The 15,639-nt window shown below is 69.4% G+C and carries 17 protein-coding genes; 9 read left to right on the plus strand and 8 right to left on the minus strand.

What is annotated here, in order from left to right; genetic code table 11:
- Positions 1 to 201, minus strand: a 201-nt coding sequence (locus tag Q8Q88_RS10190; protein ID WP_305675098.1) for a nitronate monooxygenase, incomplete at its 3' end; no start/stop codon positions are given.
- 47 nt (positions 202 to 248) lie between these two features.
- Positions 249 to 1,211: an acetyl-CoA carboxylase carboxyltransferase subunit alpha gene (locus tag Q8Q88_RS10195; RefSeq protein WP_305675083.1), complete on the minus strand. Its 963-nt coding sequence runs from the start codon at positions 1,209 to 1,211 to the stop codon at positions 249 to 251.
- 251 nt (positions 1,212 to 1,462) lie between these two features.
- Here Q8Q88_RS10195 and Q8Q88_RS10200 point away from each other — a divergent pair, with 251 nt between their 5' ends.
- The gene (locus tag Q8Q88_RS10200; RefSeq protein ID WP_305675084.1) at positions 1,463 to 2,338 is read left to right on the plus strand and encodes a glycine zipper family protein; all 876 of its coding nucleotides are present in this window, start codon (positions 1,463 to 1,465) and stop codon (positions 2,336 to 2,338) included.
- A gap of 52 nt (positions 2,339 to 2,390) precedes the next feature.
- Here the strand turns inward: Q8Q88_RS10200 and Q8Q88_RS10205 are convergent, their stop codons facing one another.
- Together Q8Q88_RS10205 and Q8Q88_RS10210 are read right to left on the minus strand one after the other, a co-directional pair.
- Positions 2,391 to 3,302 carry a site-specific tyrosine recombinase XerD gene (locus Q8Q88_RS10205; RefSeq protein ID WP_305675085.1) on the minus strand — a complete coding sequence of 304 codons (912 nt, stop codon included), beginning with the start codon at positions 3,300 to 3,302 and terminating at the stop codon, positions 2,391 to 2,393.
- Positions 3,299 to 4,486, minus strand: coding sequence for a hypothetical protein (locus tag Q8Q88_RS10210; protein ID WP_305675086.1), 1,188 nt, complete (start codon positions 4,484 to 4,486; stop codon positions 3,299 to 3,301). The genes Q8Q88_RS10205 and Q8Q88_RS10210 overlap by 4 nt, the downstream gene beginning before the upstream one ends.
- Before the next feature lie 70 nt (positions 4,487 to 4,556).
- On the opposite strand from Q8Q88_RS10210, the gene Q8Q88_RS10215 reads away from it, so the two are divergent.
- The 7 genes from Q8Q88_RS10215 to Q8Q88_RS10245 all read left to right on the plus strand — a co-directional run bounded on the left by Q8Q88_RS10215 (position 4,557) and on the right by Q8Q88_RS10245 (position 10,364).
- A complete protein-coding gene (locus Q8Q88_RS10215; RefSeq protein WP_305675087.1) occupies positions 4,557 to 5,105 on the plus strand; it encodes a shikimate kinase in 549 nt (182 codons plus the stop codon).
- On the plus strand, positions 5,102 to 6,214 hold the full coding sequence (gene aroB / locus Q8Q88_RS10220) for a 3-dehydroquinate synthase (protein WP_305675088.1): 1,113 nt from the start codon (positions 5,102 to 5,104) through the stop codon (positions 6,212 to 6,214). The genes Q8Q88_RS10215 and aroB overlap by 4 nt, the downstream gene beginning before the upstream one ends.
- The gene (locus Q8Q88_RS10225; protein WP_305675089.1) at positions 6,211 to 7,497 is read left to right on the plus strand and encodes an HlyC/CorC family transporter; all 1,287 of its coding nucleotides are present in this window, start codon (positions 6,211 to 6,213) and stop codon (positions 7,495 to 7,497) included. Before aroB ends, Q8Q88_RS10225 begins: the two co-directional genes overlap by 4 nt.
- Positions 7,498 to 7,700: 203 nt before the next feature.
- On the plus strand, positions 7,701 to 8,078 hold the full coding sequence (locus Q8Q88_RS10230; RefSeq protein ID WP_371129840.1) for a response regulator: 378 nt from the start codon (positions 7,701 to 7,703) through the stop codon (positions 8,076 to 8,078).
- A gap of 270 nt (positions 8,079 to 8,348) precedes the next feature.
- Positions 8,349 to 9,548 (plus strand): pilus assembly protein TadG-related protein, encoded by a 1,200-nt coding sequence (locus Q8Q88_RS10235; RefSeq protein WP_305675090.1) that lies wholly within the window; start codon positions 8,349 to 8,351, stop codon positions 9,546 to 9,548.
- Positions 9,545 to 9,961, plus strand: a complete 417-nt coding sequence (locus Q8Q88_RS10240) for a TadE/TadG family type IV pilus assembly protein (RefSeq protein WP_305675091.1) — start codon at positions 9,545 to 9,547, stop codon at positions 9,959 to 9,961. Before Q8Q88_RS10235 ends, Q8Q88_RS10240 begins: the two co-directional genes overlap by 4 nt.
- Before the next feature lie 49 nt (positions 9,962 to 10,010).
- Entirely contained in the window at positions 10,011 to 10,364 is a 354-nt protein-coding gene (locus Q8Q88_RS10245) for a TadE/TadG family type IV pilus assembly protein (protein ID WP_305675092.1), read from the plus strand.
- A gap of 20 nt (positions 10,365 to 10,384) precedes the next feature.
- Here the strand turns inward: Q8Q88_RS10245 and Q8Q88_RS10250 are convergent, their stop codons facing one another.
- Positions 10,385 to 10,843, minus strand: a complete 459-nt coding sequence (locus tag Q8Q88_RS10250) for a nuclear transport factor 2 family protein (protein ID WP_305675093.1) — start codon at positions 10,841 to 10,843, stop codon at positions 10,385 to 10,387.
- Positions 10,844 to 10,973: 130 nt separating this feature from the next.
- Between Q8Q88_RS10250 and Q8Q88_RS10255 the strand changes: the two genes are divergently transcribed.
- A complete protein-coding gene (locus tag Q8Q88_RS10255; RefSeq protein WP_305675094.1) occupies positions 10,974 to 11,807 on the plus strand; it encodes an AraC family transcriptional regulator in 834 nt (277 codons plus the stop codon).
- Here the strand turns inward: Q8Q88_RS10255 and Q8Q88_RS10260 are convergent.
- The 3 genes from Q8Q88_RS10260 to Q8Q88_RS10270 are packed head-to-tail and all read right to left on the minus strand — an operon-like array spanning position 11,804 to position 15,512.
- Entirely contained in the window at positions 11,804 to 14,068 is a 2,265-nt protein-coding gene (locus Q8Q88_RS10260) for a xanthine dehydrogenase family protein molybdopterin-binding subunit (protein ID WP_305675095.1), read from the minus strand. The two genes, Q8Q88_RS10255 and Q8Q88_RS10260, sit on opposite strands and share 4 nt — an antisense overlap.
- Complete coding sequence (locus Q8Q88_RS10265; RefSeq protein ID WP_305675096.1) at positions 14,065 to 15,009, minus strand: xanthine dehydrogenase family protein subunit M; 945 nt, start codon at positions 15,007 to 15,009, stop codon at positions 14,065 to 14,067. Before Q8Q88_RS10265 ends, Q8Q88_RS10260 begins: the two co-directional genes overlap by 4 nt.
- Entirely contained in the window at positions 15,006 to 15,512 is a 507-nt protein-coding gene (locus Q8Q88_RS10270) for a 2Fe-2S iron-sulfur cluster-binding protein (protein WP_305675097.1), read from the minus strand. Before Q8Q88_RS10270 ends, Q8Q88_RS10265 begins: the two co-directional genes overlap by 4 nt.
- Positions 15,513 to 15,639: the final 127 nt, after the last annotated feature.

Genomic DNA, 15,639 nt, shown 5'->3' on the forward strand with positions numbered 1-15,639 from the left:
CTCGCGCAGCTTGTCCGGCGTGGGCTGGGTCAAGGCGGTGATGAAGCCCAGGCCGCCGGCGTTGGCGACCGCGGCGACCAGCTCGGCCCGGCCGACCCACTGCATGCCGCCCTGGACGATCGGATGCTCGACGCCCACGAGTTCGGTGAAACGGGTCTTCAGAGCCACGACGTTCTCCCAAACAGCTGTTTGGAAGACAATGAACCCGGCGCCGGGGCGTCAGGCAAGCCGTTTGAGCAATGATCTTGCTATTGCAGCCCGGACCGGCCGATGGCGTAGAACCGGTCGGAGCGCTGCTTGCGCAGCTGCTCGACGCTCATCCCGGCCAGAGACTCAAGTTCCTGGGCGACGGCGTCGCCAACGGCTTGGATGGCGGCCTCCATGTCGGAATGGGCCCCGCCGGGCGGTTCGGGGATGATCCGGTCGACGATCTTCATGCCGATCAGGTCCTGGGCAGTGATCTTCATCGCCTTGGCGGCTTCCTCGGCGGTGCGGGCGCTACGCCAGAGGATGGAGTTGGCGCCCTCCGGCGTGATCACCGAATAGACGGCGTGCTCCAGGATCAGCACGCGATTGCCGGAGGCCATGGCGATCGCTCCGCCGGACCCGCCTTCGCCAGTCACCACGGCCACCATGGGCACACCCAGCATCAGACATGTCTCGGTCGAGCGCGCGATGGCCTCGGCCACGCCACGCTCCTCGGACCCGAGGCCCGGATAAGCGCCGGGCGTATCCACGAAGCTGATGACCGGCAGGTTGAAGCGCTCGGCCATCTCCATCAGCCGGGTCGCCTTGCGGTAGCCCTCGGGCCGGGCATAGCCGAAATTGTGCTTCACGCGGGTGACGGTGTCTCGGCCCCTCTCATGACCGATGACCACCACCGGCTGACCGCGGAATCGGCCCAGGCCGCCCATGATCGCCTGGTCGTCGGCGAACTTGCGGTCGCCGCGCAGCTCCACGAATTCCTCGATCAGCCCGCCGACATAGTCCACGAAATGCGGCCGGTCGGGATGACGCGCCACCTGGGTCTTCTGCCAGGCGTCCAGCTTGGAATAGGCCTGACGGCGCATGTCCTGGGCGCGGGCGCGCAGGGCCTCGATCTCGCCGTCCAGGGCGCCGGAGCCCGTGGTCTCGGACAGTTTCGAGAGCTCCTCGATCTTGGCTTCGAGGTCGGCGATAGGGCGCTCGAACTCGAGGTAGTGCGCGGCCATTCGAGGAATCTTCTGTTTCGCTTCCGTCTGCGGAAGGGGCGGAAATTAGGCGGGAACCTTCAGCCTAACAAGTCCGGCGAGCAGCTTGTGGTTTCATCGCCTTGGACGGACCCCAGTCGCGCTGTGCAACCTCCACCCTAGAGGAACGTTTTGGAAGCCGAGGTCGAACCGAACCCACGTCCGGCGGGAGGCTGGCGGGAGGCTCCCCTTCGCAGAGTGGCGCGTTCAGCGTCTGACGTCAGGAGTCTACTATGAGAGCCATCAAGATCGCCCTTGTCGCGACCGCCGCCCTGGCCACCGCCGCGCCGGCGTTCGCCCAGTACCAGCCGACCCAGCAGTATCAGCGCGACCTGCGCACCTACGAGAACGACCGGGCCGACTACGCCGACCGGCGCGAACAGTACGAACAGGCTCGCGCCAGCTATGAAGAGCGTCGCGAAACCTATGAGCGCGAACGCGCCCGCTATGACGCCCGCTATGGCCCCGGCGCCTATATCCGCGTCTACGGCCCCGCCCCCGCCTGGGACGACTCCTATTGGAGCGACCGCTATCGGAGCGTGAGGTGGTCGAGCCGCGACGATTACGACCGCGAGCTTCGCCGGTACGAAGCCGACCGCCGCACCTACGACCGCCAGCACGGCATGGGCGCCTATGAGCGTCGCTACGGCCCGCCGCCGATCTGGGCCGCCGGCGACTATGGCCGCGATGCGTCCTATTCGGGGACATATGTCGATCCCTGCCGGGATCGCCGCAGTAACAACAGCACCGTGGCCGGCGGCCTGATCGGCGCGCTTGCCGGCGCGGCCCTCGGCTCCAACGTGGCGGCGCGCAACGCCCGTACCGAGGGCGCGGTGCTCGGCGCCGTGGTCGGCGGGGCCATCGGCGCCGGCGTCGGCCGAGCCCACGAGAACGCCAAGTGCGACGACACGGGCTATTATTACAGCTACGACCAGACCATCCCGTACCGCGAGAGCCGCTATGAGCGCGGTCGCCGCTCGGGCCAGTACGACTACAGCTACTACAGCCGCCAGCGTTGCCGCCTGGCGCCTGCGCCCATCCGCGGCGACGAGTACCGCTACGTCCGGGTCTGCCCGGACCGTGAGGGCCGCTACCGCATCACCGGCTAGCCGGCTTCCGCGACAAGAGGCCGTCCGCTCACGCGGGCGGCCTTTTTTGCGCTCAGCTCTTCTTGGCCAGGGGGTGCTTGGTCGCGACCACCTCGGCCAGGCGATCGCCGGCCACGTGGGTGTAGATCTGGGTGGTGGCGATGTCGGCGTGACCCAGCAGCTTCTGCACCACCCGCAGGTCGGCGCCGCCCTCGAGGAGGTGGGTGGCGAAGGCGTGGCGCAGGACGTGGGGGCTGACCCGGGCTGGATCGATCCCGGCGTCGACGGCGGCCTCGTCCAGCAGCTGGGCGAACCGGCGCGGCGTCAGGCGCCCGCCCTTGCCGCGGGAGGGGAACAGCCACGGATTGGCGGCGTCGCCCTTGGGCAGAAAGCCCTTGCGGACCTCCAGATAGGCTTTCACCGCCGTGCGCGCCGCGGCGTTCAGCGGAGCCAGCCGCTCCTTGCCGCCCTTGCCCTTGACGATCAGATAGGCCGGGTCGCGGGCCAGCACCGCCAGCGGCAGGGCGGTGAGCTCCGAGATCCGCAGCCCCGAGGCATAGGCCAGCTCCACCATGCAGCCCAGGCGCAGGCCCTGGGTCCCGTCGCGGGCGCTGGCCGAGGCGATGATGGCGTCCACCTCCGCCCGGCTCAGCACCTTGGGCAGAGGCCGGCCCTTCTTGGGCGCCTCCACCCGGCGGGACGGGTCGTCACTGCGCCAGCCCTCCCCCAGCACGAAACGGTAGAACTGGCGCACGGCGGCCCGGCGGCGCGCCGCGGTGGCCGGCGACAGGCCCCGGTCGCTCAGGGCCGCGAAATAGCTCTCGATGTCCTCGACCGAGGCGGCGGCCAGGTCACGCCCCCTGGCGCCCAGGAAGGCTTGCGCGTCGACCAGGTCCTTGCCGTAGGCGGTGAGGGTGTTGCGGGCCGAGGCCCGCTCCACCGCCATCATCTCCAGGAAGGCCTCGACCCAGCCCGAGCCGCTCATCGCTGCGCCGCCAAACCCTCGGCCGCATAGGCCCGCGCGTCCTCGTCCAGACCCACGGCCTTCAGCGCCCGGATGATGCGGACCCGGTCGCCTGTGGGCAGCCCGGCCGCCCCTGCGTCGGCGGAGAGCCACAGGGCCAGCAAGGCGGTCTCGCCCACCAGCTTTCGGTCGGCCGCCAGGTCCAGGGCCAGCATCCGCGAAGGCGAGGCCTTGGCCTCCGCACCGGTATAGGTGGCGAGTTCCCCGCGCGCCTTGGCGTCGGCGGGGGACCCGAGGGCGGCGAAGATGAGGGCGGCGTTCTGGGCCTTGGGTCGCGCCTTGCCGTCGGCGGCCGCCGCGCGATCCGTGAGCCGGGCCAGGGTGGCGGCGTCGGGCTGTCCGGACTTCACCAGGCTGACGGCGTCGGCCAGGACGGGATCGTCCGGCGCCGTCGTCACCGCCAGGCCGCGTTCCAGGGCCGCGGCGACCGCAGGCGAAGCCTTGGCCTGACTGAGGTCCAGGGAGAGGTCGCGCGACAGGGTGTAGTCCAGGCCGTTGCGCAGCGAGGCGGGGCCGGGATTTCCCCCGCCGGCAAGCTTCACACCCATCAGCCGACCGTAGGCCGCGTCACGGGCCTGGCTCTGGGCGAGGTCGAAGGTGAGTTGGGCCGCGCCCGCCTCCCCCGCCTGCTGCTGGCAATAGGCGCGCAGGCGCAGCCAGTAGATGTCGTCCCGGCCGGTCGCCAGTTGCGCCGCGATCGTGCAGGCGCGGTCCGGGGCGTTGGCCAACAGGGCCGCCTCGGCCGCCGCGCGCGCCAGTTCGGGCGAGCGGTCCAGACCGGAGGAGCGGTCGAGAATTGCGCTGGCCTCGGCCACGGCGCCCTGGGCCAGCAGGGCCGAGACCCGCGCCCCGGCCAGTCCCGCGTCCTGACCGACGCCCTCCGGGCCCGTGGCGCCGGTGGCCAGCACCCGGCTGGCCAAGCCCCGGCCGGCCGGCGACAGCGGCTTGGTCGCCAGCAGGACGATCACCGCGCGCGCGATGCCGGGGGAGGTTCCGCGCCACAGATCCGGCCCCAGACCGGTCTCCCGGCCAGCCGTGGAAAAATGGTCCGGCGCGGCCAAGGGGGTGACGGCCACTTCCTGCGCGATCGCCGCGCTGGAGAGCAGAAGGGCGCCGAGCGCCACGCCGATGATCCTTCGAGCCATCACCACCTCAACCTAACTCAACGCCTGAAGTTGGCGCGAGGGGCCTTGCTCGTGTAGACCTTCGCCGTTCATGGACCGTTACACACCGCTGCGCGCCCGGACCATCGCCCTCGTGGGCTTGATGGGCGTTGGGAAATCGAGCGTGGGCCGCCGGCTCGCCAGCGCGCTCGACCTGCCGTTCCGCGACGCCGACGCGGAGGTCGAGGCCGCGGCCGGCCGCTCCATACCCGACATCTTCGCCGACCTGGGCGAGGCCGCCTTCCGGGAGGGCGAGCGCCGGGTGATCGCCCGCCTGTTGGAAGACCCGCCGCATGTCCTAGCCACCGGCGGCGGCGCCTTCATGAACCCCGAGACACGCGCCCTGATCAAGTCCCGCTCGATCTCGGTCTGGCTGAAGGCCGACCTCGACGTTCTGGCCCGACGGGTGTCGCGCAAGGAGAACCGACCTCTCATCTCCGGCAAGGACCCGCTGGACGTGCTACAGGCCCAGGCGGCGGAGCGCTATCCGTTCTATGCCGAGGCCGATGTGGTGGTGGAGACCGGCGACGCCGCCCACCACGTGACCGTCGACCAGGTGATCCAGGCCATGACCGCCCATCTGCAGGACCATCCCCGATGAGCCGCACCGTCCGCGTCGGCCTGGAGGACCGCGCCTATGACGTGGTGATCGGCGTAGGCCTGCTGGACCTGGCCGGGACCTGCCTGCGACCCCTGTTCAAGCGCCCGCGCACCGCGGTGGTCACCGACGAGACCGTCTGGGCCCTGCACGGTGCGCGCCTGACCACGGCCCTCGAGGCGGCCGGCATCGCCTGCCATCCCATCGTCATGCCGCCCGGCGAACCGACCAAGAGTTGGGAGGGTCTGGCGCAGGTCAGCGACCGCCTGCTGGCCCTGGAGCTGGACCGCGGCGATGTCGTCACCGCCTTCGGCGGCGGCGTGGTCGGCGACCTCGCGGGCTTCGCCGCGGCGATCTACAAGCGCGGGATCGACTTCGTGCAGATCCCCACCACCCTGCTGGCCCAGGTGGACTCCTCGGTGGGCGGCAAGACCGCCATCGACACCCCCCGGGGCAAGAACCTCATCGGCGCCTTCCACCAGCCCCTGCTGGTCCTGGCCGACCTCGACGTGCTCGCCACCCTTTCCGACCGCGAGATGCGCGCCGGATACGCCGAGGTGATCAAGTACGGCCTGCTCGGCGACTTCGCCTTCTTCGAATGGCTGGAGACGAACGGGCCGAAGGTCCTGGCGCGGGACCCCGAGGCCCTGGGACACGCCGTCGCCCGCTCGGTCGAGATGAAGGCCGAGATCGTCGCCGAGGACGAGAAGGAAGCGGGCCGCCGCGCCCTGCTGAATCTCGGTCACACGTTCGGCCACGCCCTGGAGGCCGAGACCGGCTTCGGCGAGAGCCTTTTGCACGGCGAGGCCGTGGCGGCGGGCTCGGCCATCGCCTTCCGGTTTTCCGCCGCCCAGGGGCTCTGCCCGAGCCAGGACGCCCAGCGGGCCGAGGCGGCCATCGCCGCCGCCGGCCTGCCCACCCGCCTGGCCGGCGTTGCGGCGACACCCTTCGCCGCCGACGCGCTGGTCCGCCACATGGGCCAGGACAAGAAGGCCGAGGGCGGCAAGCTGACCTTCATCCTGGCGCGCGCGCTGGGCGATGCGTTCGTCGCCAAGGATGTCTCCGCCCAGGCCGTCCACGACTTCCTGATCTCCGAAGGAGCTTCCCCGTGATCATCGCGATCCTCGCCGGCCTGGCGCCGGTCCTGGTCGTCCTGCTGGGCCTCTCGGGACTGATATCGGCCGCCGAGACCTCGATGACCGCGGCCAGCCGCGGCCGGATGCACCAGTTGGAACGAGAGGGCGACCGCGCCGCCCGGCGGGTGAACGTTCTCATCGCCGATCAGGAGCGGATGATCGGGGCGATCCTGCTCTCCAACAACGTCATCAATATCGGCGCCTCGGCGCTGACCACCCTGGCCCTCTCCACGGCCTTCCCCGGTCCGATCGGCGCCCTGATCGCCACCGCGGTGATGACCGTGCTGATCGTGATCTTCGCCGAGATCCTGCCGAAATCCCTGGCCATCGCGCGCGCCGACGACGTCGCCCGGGCGCTCTCCATCCCGACCTATTGGGTGGTGCGAATCTTCGGGCCGCTGGCCAACGGCGCCCAGTGGATCGTGCGCCAGACGCTCAAGCCCTTCGGCATCAACCTCTCCATGGAGACCGACGTCCTGGCGGCCCACGAGGAGATCCGCGGCGCGGTGGAGTACCACCACTCCGAGGGCCTGGTGGAGAGCCGCGACCGCCGCATGCTGGGCGGAGTGCTGGACCTGTCGGAGATGGATGTCACCCAGGTGATGGTCCACCGCAAGTCGATCTCGATGATCGACGCCGACCTGCCGCCCCGTGAGCTGGTGACGGCCATGCTGGAGAGCGGCCACAGCCGCGTTCCGCTCTATCGCAACGACACCGAGAACATCATCGGCATCCTGCACGCCAAGGATCTGCTGGTCGCCATGGCCGATTCCAACGCCGCCTTCGAGAAGCTGGACATCCCGGCCATTGTGCGCGAGCCCTGGTTCATCCCCGAGACCACCAGCCTGAAGGACCAGCTCAACGCCTTCCTCAAACGCCAAAGCCACTTCGCCCTTGTGGTGGACGAGTACGGCTCCCTGCAGGGCCTGATCACCCTGGAGGACATCCTCGAGGAGATCGTCGGCGAGATCGAGGACGAGCACGACAGCGCGCTCGAGGGCGTGCGCGCCCAACCGGACGGATCGGTGATGGTCGACGGCTGGGTGGCGATCCGTGACCTGAACCGCGCGCTCGACTGGAACTTGCCCGACGACGACGCCGTCACCGTGGCCGGCCTGGTGATCCACGAGGCCCAGACCATCCCCAAGGTCGGCCAGACCTGGACCTTCCATGGCCATCGCTTCCAGGTGGTCAAGCGCGAACGGAATCAGATCACCTGCCTGCGCATCTCGCCGCCCCAGGACACCGTTGAAGTCTGACGGTCGGGAAGACGACAGACACCCGCTGGTGGAAAGCCTTCAATCGTCACAGTGGATCGCGAGGAATTGCGATTCTGGTCCGACGGACGATGCTGGGGGTGTCGTCCGTCGGACAGCCTCGCCCCGGCGCGCGGACTTGACTATAATCTGTTCGGCGCGGCTCTTGTGGTGACGCCGGAGAATTCCGGGGTTTGGGAGCGAGAATGAGCGAAATTCCTGATCTAGCAGGCCTCCGAGTCCTCGTGGTCGAGGATGAGATGATGGTCTCGATGCTGATCGAGGACATGCTGGAAGACCTGGGCTGCAAAGTCGTGGGTCCCGCCTCGCGGCTCGACGAGGCGATCGAACTGGCCAACACCGCCGAACTGGACTGCGCGGTCCTCGACGTAAATCTCGGCGGACAACCGATCTTTCCCCTGGCCGATCTGCTGCGGGCCAGGGGCGCGCCGTTCGCCTTCGCCACCGGCTACGGTGACGCCGGCCTGCGCGACGTCGACAAGGGTTCGATGGTCCTGCAGAAACCGTTCCGCGAGGGCGACCTGGCCCGGATTCTCGGCGAGCTCCGCGCCAAGGTCCTCTGACCTCCGGCCTCGGATGGCGGCGCGCGGCGGCCTCGAACGCGCGCGCCCAGAGACACACCGCGCTTGAGCTTTGATTTAGCAGCGAAAGTATTTCCTACGCCGTTACTCAGGGCATGCTGAATCCATTTTTCCTAATTACCTTTAATGCGGTTCGGGAATCCGCTTATTCTCAAAGGATTCTTGGGTTTTCGTCGAATTAACTCTTTCGATTAGGCCAGGATTTAGCACGGTCCGGCATGCTGCGCTCACGATCTGAAACCGGGGGCGAGGATGTCGACACGCAAGGTGTTCTCTCAGGATACGCGCGGCAACGTCGCCGTCCTGTTCGCATTGGGTCTGCCGCTGGTGATCGGCGGATCGGCCCTCGGGATCGAGACCACCTCCTGGTACTTCAAGTATCAGGCGATGCAGTCGGCGGCGGACGCCGCGGCCTACGCGGCGGCGATCGAGGATCGGTCGGGCTCGTCGGAGGAAGAAATCCAGACGGTGGCCAACCTCACTGTCACCGACAACGGCTTCGAGATCGGGCCCGGCACGATTCAGGTGACCCGGACGGCCCAGAACGGCGGTGGCCAGGTCGAGGTGATCCTGCGCGATGAGGCGCCTCGATATTTCAGCGCCTTCTTCCTGAAGAACGAGGTGAGGCTGTCGAGCCGCGCCGTGGCGACCTACAACTCAGCCGCCAGCGCCTGCCTCCTTGCCCTGGATCCGACCGCCAGCGCGGCGGCGCAGTTTTCCGGCAGCTCGATCCTGACCCTCGACGGCTGCAGCGTCATGTCGAACTCCGTGGCCGCGGACGCGGTCAACGTCCAGGGCTCGGCCAAGCTGTCCACGGACTGCGTCATCGCCGCGGGCGGGGTCACGGCCACATCCGGCCTGACCATGAGTGAGTGCGACGCCCCGATGACCGAGCAGTCACCGGTCGCCGACCCCTATAAGAACGTTCCGGCGCCGACGCCTAGCGGCAGTTGCAAGCCAGTCCCGACCAACGGCACGCTCAATCCGGGCCGCTACTGCAGCGGCCTGACCGCCAAGGGAAACCTGACCCTCAATCCCGGCGTCTACTACGTGGAGGGCGACTTCACGGTGAACGCCACAGCCAGTGTCACCGGCTCGGGAGTGACCATCTACACCACGAACGACGGCCACGTGAAAATGAACGGCTCGGCCCATGTGGACCTCACCGCGCCGGCCAGCGGCGACTATTCGGGCATCCTATTCTTTGGTGACCGCAACACCGTGGGCGGGAACAACAAGTTCCTCGGCGACGCCAGCTCGCAGATGACCGGGGCGATCTACTACGCCTCCCAGGAGGTCGACTACCAGGGCAACTTCTCCGGGCAGAACGGCTGTACCCAGGTCGTGGCGCGCATCATCCAGTGGACGGGGAACGCCACCGTCGGCGTCGACTGCAGCGCCTTCGGCATGACCGCTATCCCCCTGCTCAATCTCGTGAGGCTGACGGCATGAGGACCTTCCTCCGCGCCTTCCATCGTGACCGCCGCGGCGTGGCGGCCATCGAGTTCGCGCTCATAACGCCGGCGATCGCCCTGCTGGCGGCGGCGTCCTTCGCCGTCTGGCAATTCGCCGAGGGCCGCCAGGAGATGCGCAGCGCGCTGGAGGTCGGCGCCCACTACTACATGAACGGCGGATCCGACGACGCGGTCGCCGCTTCCCTGGCCCGCTCCAATTGGCGCAACAAGCCCGAGGCGGGCGTCGTCATGACGACGCGGGCCTGCCGCTGCGGCGAGGTCGTGGTGGCCTGCGCCAGCCTCTGTCCGGCCAGTCGCCCGCCGGCGGTCTATGTGACCCTCTCGGCCACGGCGCCGCTGCACCGCGACGGTCGCGAAGTCACCGACAGGACGGTCGTCCGTGTCCGCTAGGCTTCAGCGAGCGCTTCGGGCCGCGGCGAGCGAGGGCGGAACATCGGCCGTGGAGTTCGCCCTGGTGGCGCCCGTCATGATCATGCTGCTTCTTGGCATCATGCAGTTCGGCTGGACGCAGCACAGGCTCTCCAGCGTCCGCAGCGCGATGGAGCGGGCCAACCGCGCCTTGCTGATCGATCCGCAGCTCACCCAAGCCGCGGCGCAGGCCATCGTGACGAGCCACCTGGACACCACCGCCAAGACCGATGTGACCATCACGCTCACGACGGAGACCATCCCCGCCGGCAAGGTCGCCCGGCTGACCACCTACTATGTCGCCGAGTTTGGCGTCCCCGGGCTCGCCACGTTCAGCATCCCGTTCCGGATCAACAAGACCACCGTCCTCAAGGCGGCGACCTAGGCCGGCCCGGCCCGTCCCCGCTATTTCGGCAGGGCGAGCGAGGCCTGGGCGAAGGCGTAGCGCCAGCCCTTGGGCGTGCGCACATAGGTGTCGCTGAACCACAGCCTGCGATCAAAGGCGCCCTCGGCGTCGACGCCCTTCACCCAGAGGCGGGCGGTCACCACAGCGGTGTCGCCCCAGACCCGCACGGCCTGGGTGCCGGGGTCCTCGTCCTGCTGCTCGTAGGTGATCGAACCGGCCCGCGCCTCCTTCAGCAGATCGTCGCGCGAGATCGTGCGGCCATCGCCCAGCACCAGGGTGAAGTCGTCGTGCAGGATCGCGCCCATGGCCGCAGCGTCGTTGCGCTTCACCGCGGCCTGGTAGGCCAGATCGAGGGCCGCGACGGCCTTGCGGTCATCCTCCGGCCCTGCCCGCGCCACGCTGGGGGCCACGAAGACCGCCGCGGTGGCGAGGAACAGGCTCATCAGTTTCGGGTCCATGGGCGGTCCTCTTGGCGTCTCGGGCCCCGAGCCTAGCGGCCGCGGGATGGCCGGGCTTTCAGGTTCTTCAGGTCGCCCGACCTGAATTTTCCGATAGCGCCGCAACTGCGCCAGGGGTCATGCTCGCCCCGTGAACCAGCGCCCCTGCCCCGACGCCTTCCGTGAAACGCGGCGGCGTGTTGCCGATGGCGTCCTGCGCGTCGACATCGCCACGGCCCACGGCCTGACCGCCGACTGGACGGCCGAGGTGCTCTCCGACGAGCGCCAGATCCTGGTCCCCATCGCCAGCACCTTCCATTTCAAGGCCGGGCGTCGCGAGGCGATCTGCGACCCCAACCAGGTGCTGATGATCACGCCGGGGCTGGTCTCCCGCGACCGCCGCCTGGCCGACGACAACGTGCGCGCCATCATCCTCACCCTGTCCGACGAACACCTGGAGGAGCTGGTCGGCGAGGGACTCGCCCGGTTCGACGCGCTGACTATCCCGGCGTCGCACACCGCCCAGCGGCTCGCCGCGGCCCTGATGCGCGGCGAGGGCGAGGACGGCCTCACCATCGAGGACGCCGCCCTGCGCCTGCTGCGCTCGGCGCTCGGGGCGCCGCCGTCCCGCACCGATCCTGTGGGGCCACGGCCGCTGCGGCTGGTCGCAGCCGTCAAGGAGATGCTGGCCCAGGCCAGCGAACCCCTGTCCCTGACGCGGATCGGCCGGGCGCTGGGGGTCTCGCCGGTCTATCTGGCCGAGATATTCCACCGCGCCGAGGGCACGCCCATCGGCCGCTACCAGCGCCGGCTGCGCCTGACCCGCGCGCTGGCCCTGCTGCCGGAGACCGAGGACCTCGCGGGCCTGGCCCTCGACCTGGGCTTCTCCAGCCACAGCCACTTCACCGCCGCCTTCCGCGCCGCCTACGGGGTGACGCCCTCGACCTATCGCGGGACGCAGCCTCGGCAGGTCCGTCGGCGCTAGAGCCCCTTGGCGATCATCCCGGCTAGCACCTTGTCCGGGGTCATCGGATAGTCGCGCAACCGGACGCCGACGGCGTTGTAGATGGCGTTGGCCACCGCCGCCCCGGCCCCGCAGATGCCGAGCTCGCCGACCCCCTTGATCCCCATGGGATTGGCCTTGTCGTCGGCCTCGTCCAGGAAGATGGCGTCCAGGTCGACGATGTCGGCATGGCTGGGCACCAGGTATCCGGCCATGTCCTGGTTGATGAACGAGCCATAGCGCGGGTCGACGGCGTTGCCCTCGGTGAGCGCCGTTCCGACGCCCCAGATCATGCCGCCGGTGATCTGGCTCTTGGCCGTCTTGGCGTTGAGGATGCGGCCGGCGGCAAACACCCCGAACATCTTGCGCATCCGCACCTCGCCGGTGACCGTGTCGACCCCGACCTCGGCGAAGTGGGCGCCGTAGGTGTGCTGGGAATAGTCGCGGGCGTCGGCGGCGGGGCTGATGGATCCCTCCACATAGACCCCTTCGGGCGCGGCGCGGGCCACCAGGGCGGCCAGGGCCTCGGTGCGGTTTTCGATGCCGATCAGGCCATTCTCGAAGGTGACGTATTCGGCCGGCCCGCCATAGAGCGGCGAGTTGGGGTCACCCACCGCCAGTTCTGTCAGCGCTTTGCGCAGGTTCATCCCGGCCTCATAGGCCGCCGAGCCGGCGGTGGCGGCCCCGAACTGGCCGCCAGAACCCGGCGCCGGCGGGAACTCGGAATCGCCGATCTCCACCTTCACCTTGTCCAGGGAGACGCCAAGGGTCTCGGCGGTGATCTGGGCCAGGATCGTATAGGTGCCGGTGCCGATATCGGTCATGCCTTGGCGCAGGGTGATGGTCCCGTCGGCGTCGATCCGCACGCCCGCCTTGGCCGGCAGCAGGAAGTTGCCGCGGATGGCGCAGGCCATGCCCATGCCCACCAGCCAGCGCCCATCGCGGACTTGGCCGGGCTTGGGGTTGCGGCGGTCCCAGGCGAACCGCTGGGCGCCCTCGGTCAGGCACTGGACCAACTGGCGGATGGAGAACGGCTTGCCGGTCTCCGGGTCCACGTCAGGCTCGTTGCGGATGCGCAGCTCGATGGGGTCCATGCCGAGCTTCTCGGCCAATTCGTCCATGGCGCATTCCAGGCTGAGCATGCCCGGCGCCTCGCCAGGCGCCCGCATGGGGCCCGCCCCCGGCAGGTCCATCTTCACCAGGCGGTGGCCGGTCAGCCGGTTGGGCGCGGCGTAGAGGTTGCGCGAGAAATTGGCCGCGTGCTCGGTGAAGATCGCATTGCGCGCGCAGTGGGTGGTCGCCTCAACCGCGAAGGCGGTCAGCCGGCCGTCCGGCTCGGCGCCCAGGCGCACGCGCATGATCACGGCGGGGCGGTGGATGGTGCCGTGGAACATCTGCTGGCGGGTATAGGCGATCTTCACCGGCCGCCCGAGCTCCCGCGCGCCCAGGGCGGCGAGGATCAGGTCGTCATAGGGCTGGCCCTTGCCGCCGAACCCGCCGCCGATATAGCGGGTCAGCAGGTGGACCCGGTCGCCGGGGATGGCCAGGGTCTCGGCCAGGGCATGCTGGCCGCCCTTCACCATCTGGATCGAGGTGTGGACCGTGACCTTGTCGCCGTCCCACCAGGCGAGCGTCGCCACCGGCTCCATCTGCACGTGGTTCTGGACCGGACTGACATAGGTTTCGTCCACCGTCACGGGGGCCGATCCATAGGCGCCGGGGAAATCGCCGATATGGACGTCCTCCTCGCCCGGAGGCTGGTCGGCCTGATCCAGGCTGGCGGCGAAATCCACCACCGCAGGCTCGGCCGCGTACTCGACCTCCACCAAGTTGGCCGCGGCCCGCGCGTTCTCGAAGGTGTCGGCGACGACGAAGGCCACCGACTGGCCGAAATACTCGATCCGGTCGCCCACCAGGGCGGGATTGGAGGCCCGCTGGCTGCGGGGATTGGCCCGACTGCCCCGGGATGCCTGGGCCGGCACGTTGTGATGGGTCCAGACGAAGTGGACGCCTGGCGAGGCCTCGGCGACGGCGGCGTCGATCCGGGCGATCCGGCCGCGCGCGATCGGCGCGGTCACCAGATAGCCATAGGCCGGTGGCGACGGCGGCTCGACCTCATAGGCGTAGGGCGCGGTCCCGGTGACCTTCAGCTTGCCCTCGTAGCGGTCGACGCCCTTGCCGATCAGCCCGCCGCGGTTCTCGGTGATGGGGTTGGGCGCGGCCCAATCCTTGACGGAGCTCATGCGCCCCTCCCTTGCTCGGCGAGCGTCGCCACCGTCAGCCGGCGGATGACATCGATCTTGAAGGCGTTGCGGCCGTTGGCCCGGGCGTCCGCCAGCTCGGCCTCGACGGCCTCGGCGGGCGAGGCGCCGGCCGCCAGCGCGGCCTCGGTCTTTTCGGCGCGCCAGGCCTTGTGGGCCACGGCGCCGAAGGCGACTTGGCCGCCGGCCACCGCCACGCTGGCCAGGCCCCCGGCATAGGAGGCCCGGTCGCGGACCTTGGCGTAGGCCTGCCCGCCCTTGGGCGGCGGCGGCAGGATCACGGCGGTGATCAGTTCGCCGGGTACGAGGTCAGTCTCGATCTGCGGGGTGTCGCCGGGCAGGCGGTGCAGGTCCTGCACCGCGAGGGTCCGCGACGACCCGTCCGGCGAAAGGGTTTCCACGCTGGCGCCGAGCGCGGCCAGCGCCACGGCCATGTCAGAGGGGTGGGTGGCGATGCAATGGTCGCTGGCGCCGAAGATGGCGCTGTTGCGATTGAGCCCCCCCAGGGCGCCGCAACCCGAGCCGGGCTGGCGCTTATTGCAGGGCTTGGTGGTGTCGTAGAAATAGGCGCAGCGGGTCCTCTGCAGCAGGTTGCCGCCCACCGTGGCCTTGTTGCGCAGCTGGCCTGACCCGCCCGAGACGATGGCCTGGACGAGGACGGGATAGAGGGCCCGAACCGTGGCGTCGGCCGCCACCTGGCTGTTGGTCGCCGCCCCGCCCAGCCGGACGCCGCCGTCGGCGCTCTCGATTCCCGCCAGCGGCAGACGACCCACATCCACCAGGTGCGTCGGGCGCTCGATGTCGAGCTTCATCAGGTCCAGCAGGTTGGTGCCGCCGGCGAGGAACTTCGCCCCCGGGGTCGAAGCCACGGCCTTCACGGCCGAAAGGGCGTCGGCGGCGCGTTCGTAGGTGAAGGGCCTCATGCGGCGTCTCCCGCCACGTCGCGGATCGCCGCCAGGATCTGGGGATAGGCCGAGCAGCGGCAGATGTTGCCGCTCATCCGCTCGCGGATCTCGGCGTCGGTGAGCGAGATGGCGCCGGTCAGGTCGTCGGTCGCCTGGCTGGGCCAGTTGTCGGCGGCCTCCTTCAGCATGCCCACCGCCGAACAGATCTGGCCTGGGGTGCAGTAGCCGCACTGGAACGCGTCCTGGTCCAGGAAGGCGACCTGCATCGGGTGCAGGGCCGCTTCGGTCCCGATCCCTTCGATGGTGGTGATGTCGTCGCCGTCGTGCATGACGGCCAGGCTTAGGCACGAATTGATCCGCACCCCGCCCACCAGCACCGTGCAGGCGCCGCACTGGCCATGGTCGCAGCCCTTCTTAGAGCCGGTCAGGTGCAGGTGCTCGCGCAGGGCGTCCAGCAGCGTCGTGCGCGGATCGAGGTCGAGCGTCCTCGCCTCGCCATTGACGGTCATCGTCGTCTTCATGTCGCCTCCCCAGGCGGGCCGCCGCAGTCCGGCGAACCAGGAAATAATTCTAGCTCGGCTCTCCAGGAGCCAGCGCCTTGACCGAAAGGGCGTGGATGGGCCCGTTCAATTCTTCAGCCAGGGCCTT

Source organism: Phenylobacterium sp., from assembly GCF_030697925.1.
GTDB lineage: Bacteria > Pseudomonadota > Alphaproteobacteria > Caulobacterales > Caulobacteraceae > Phenylobacterium.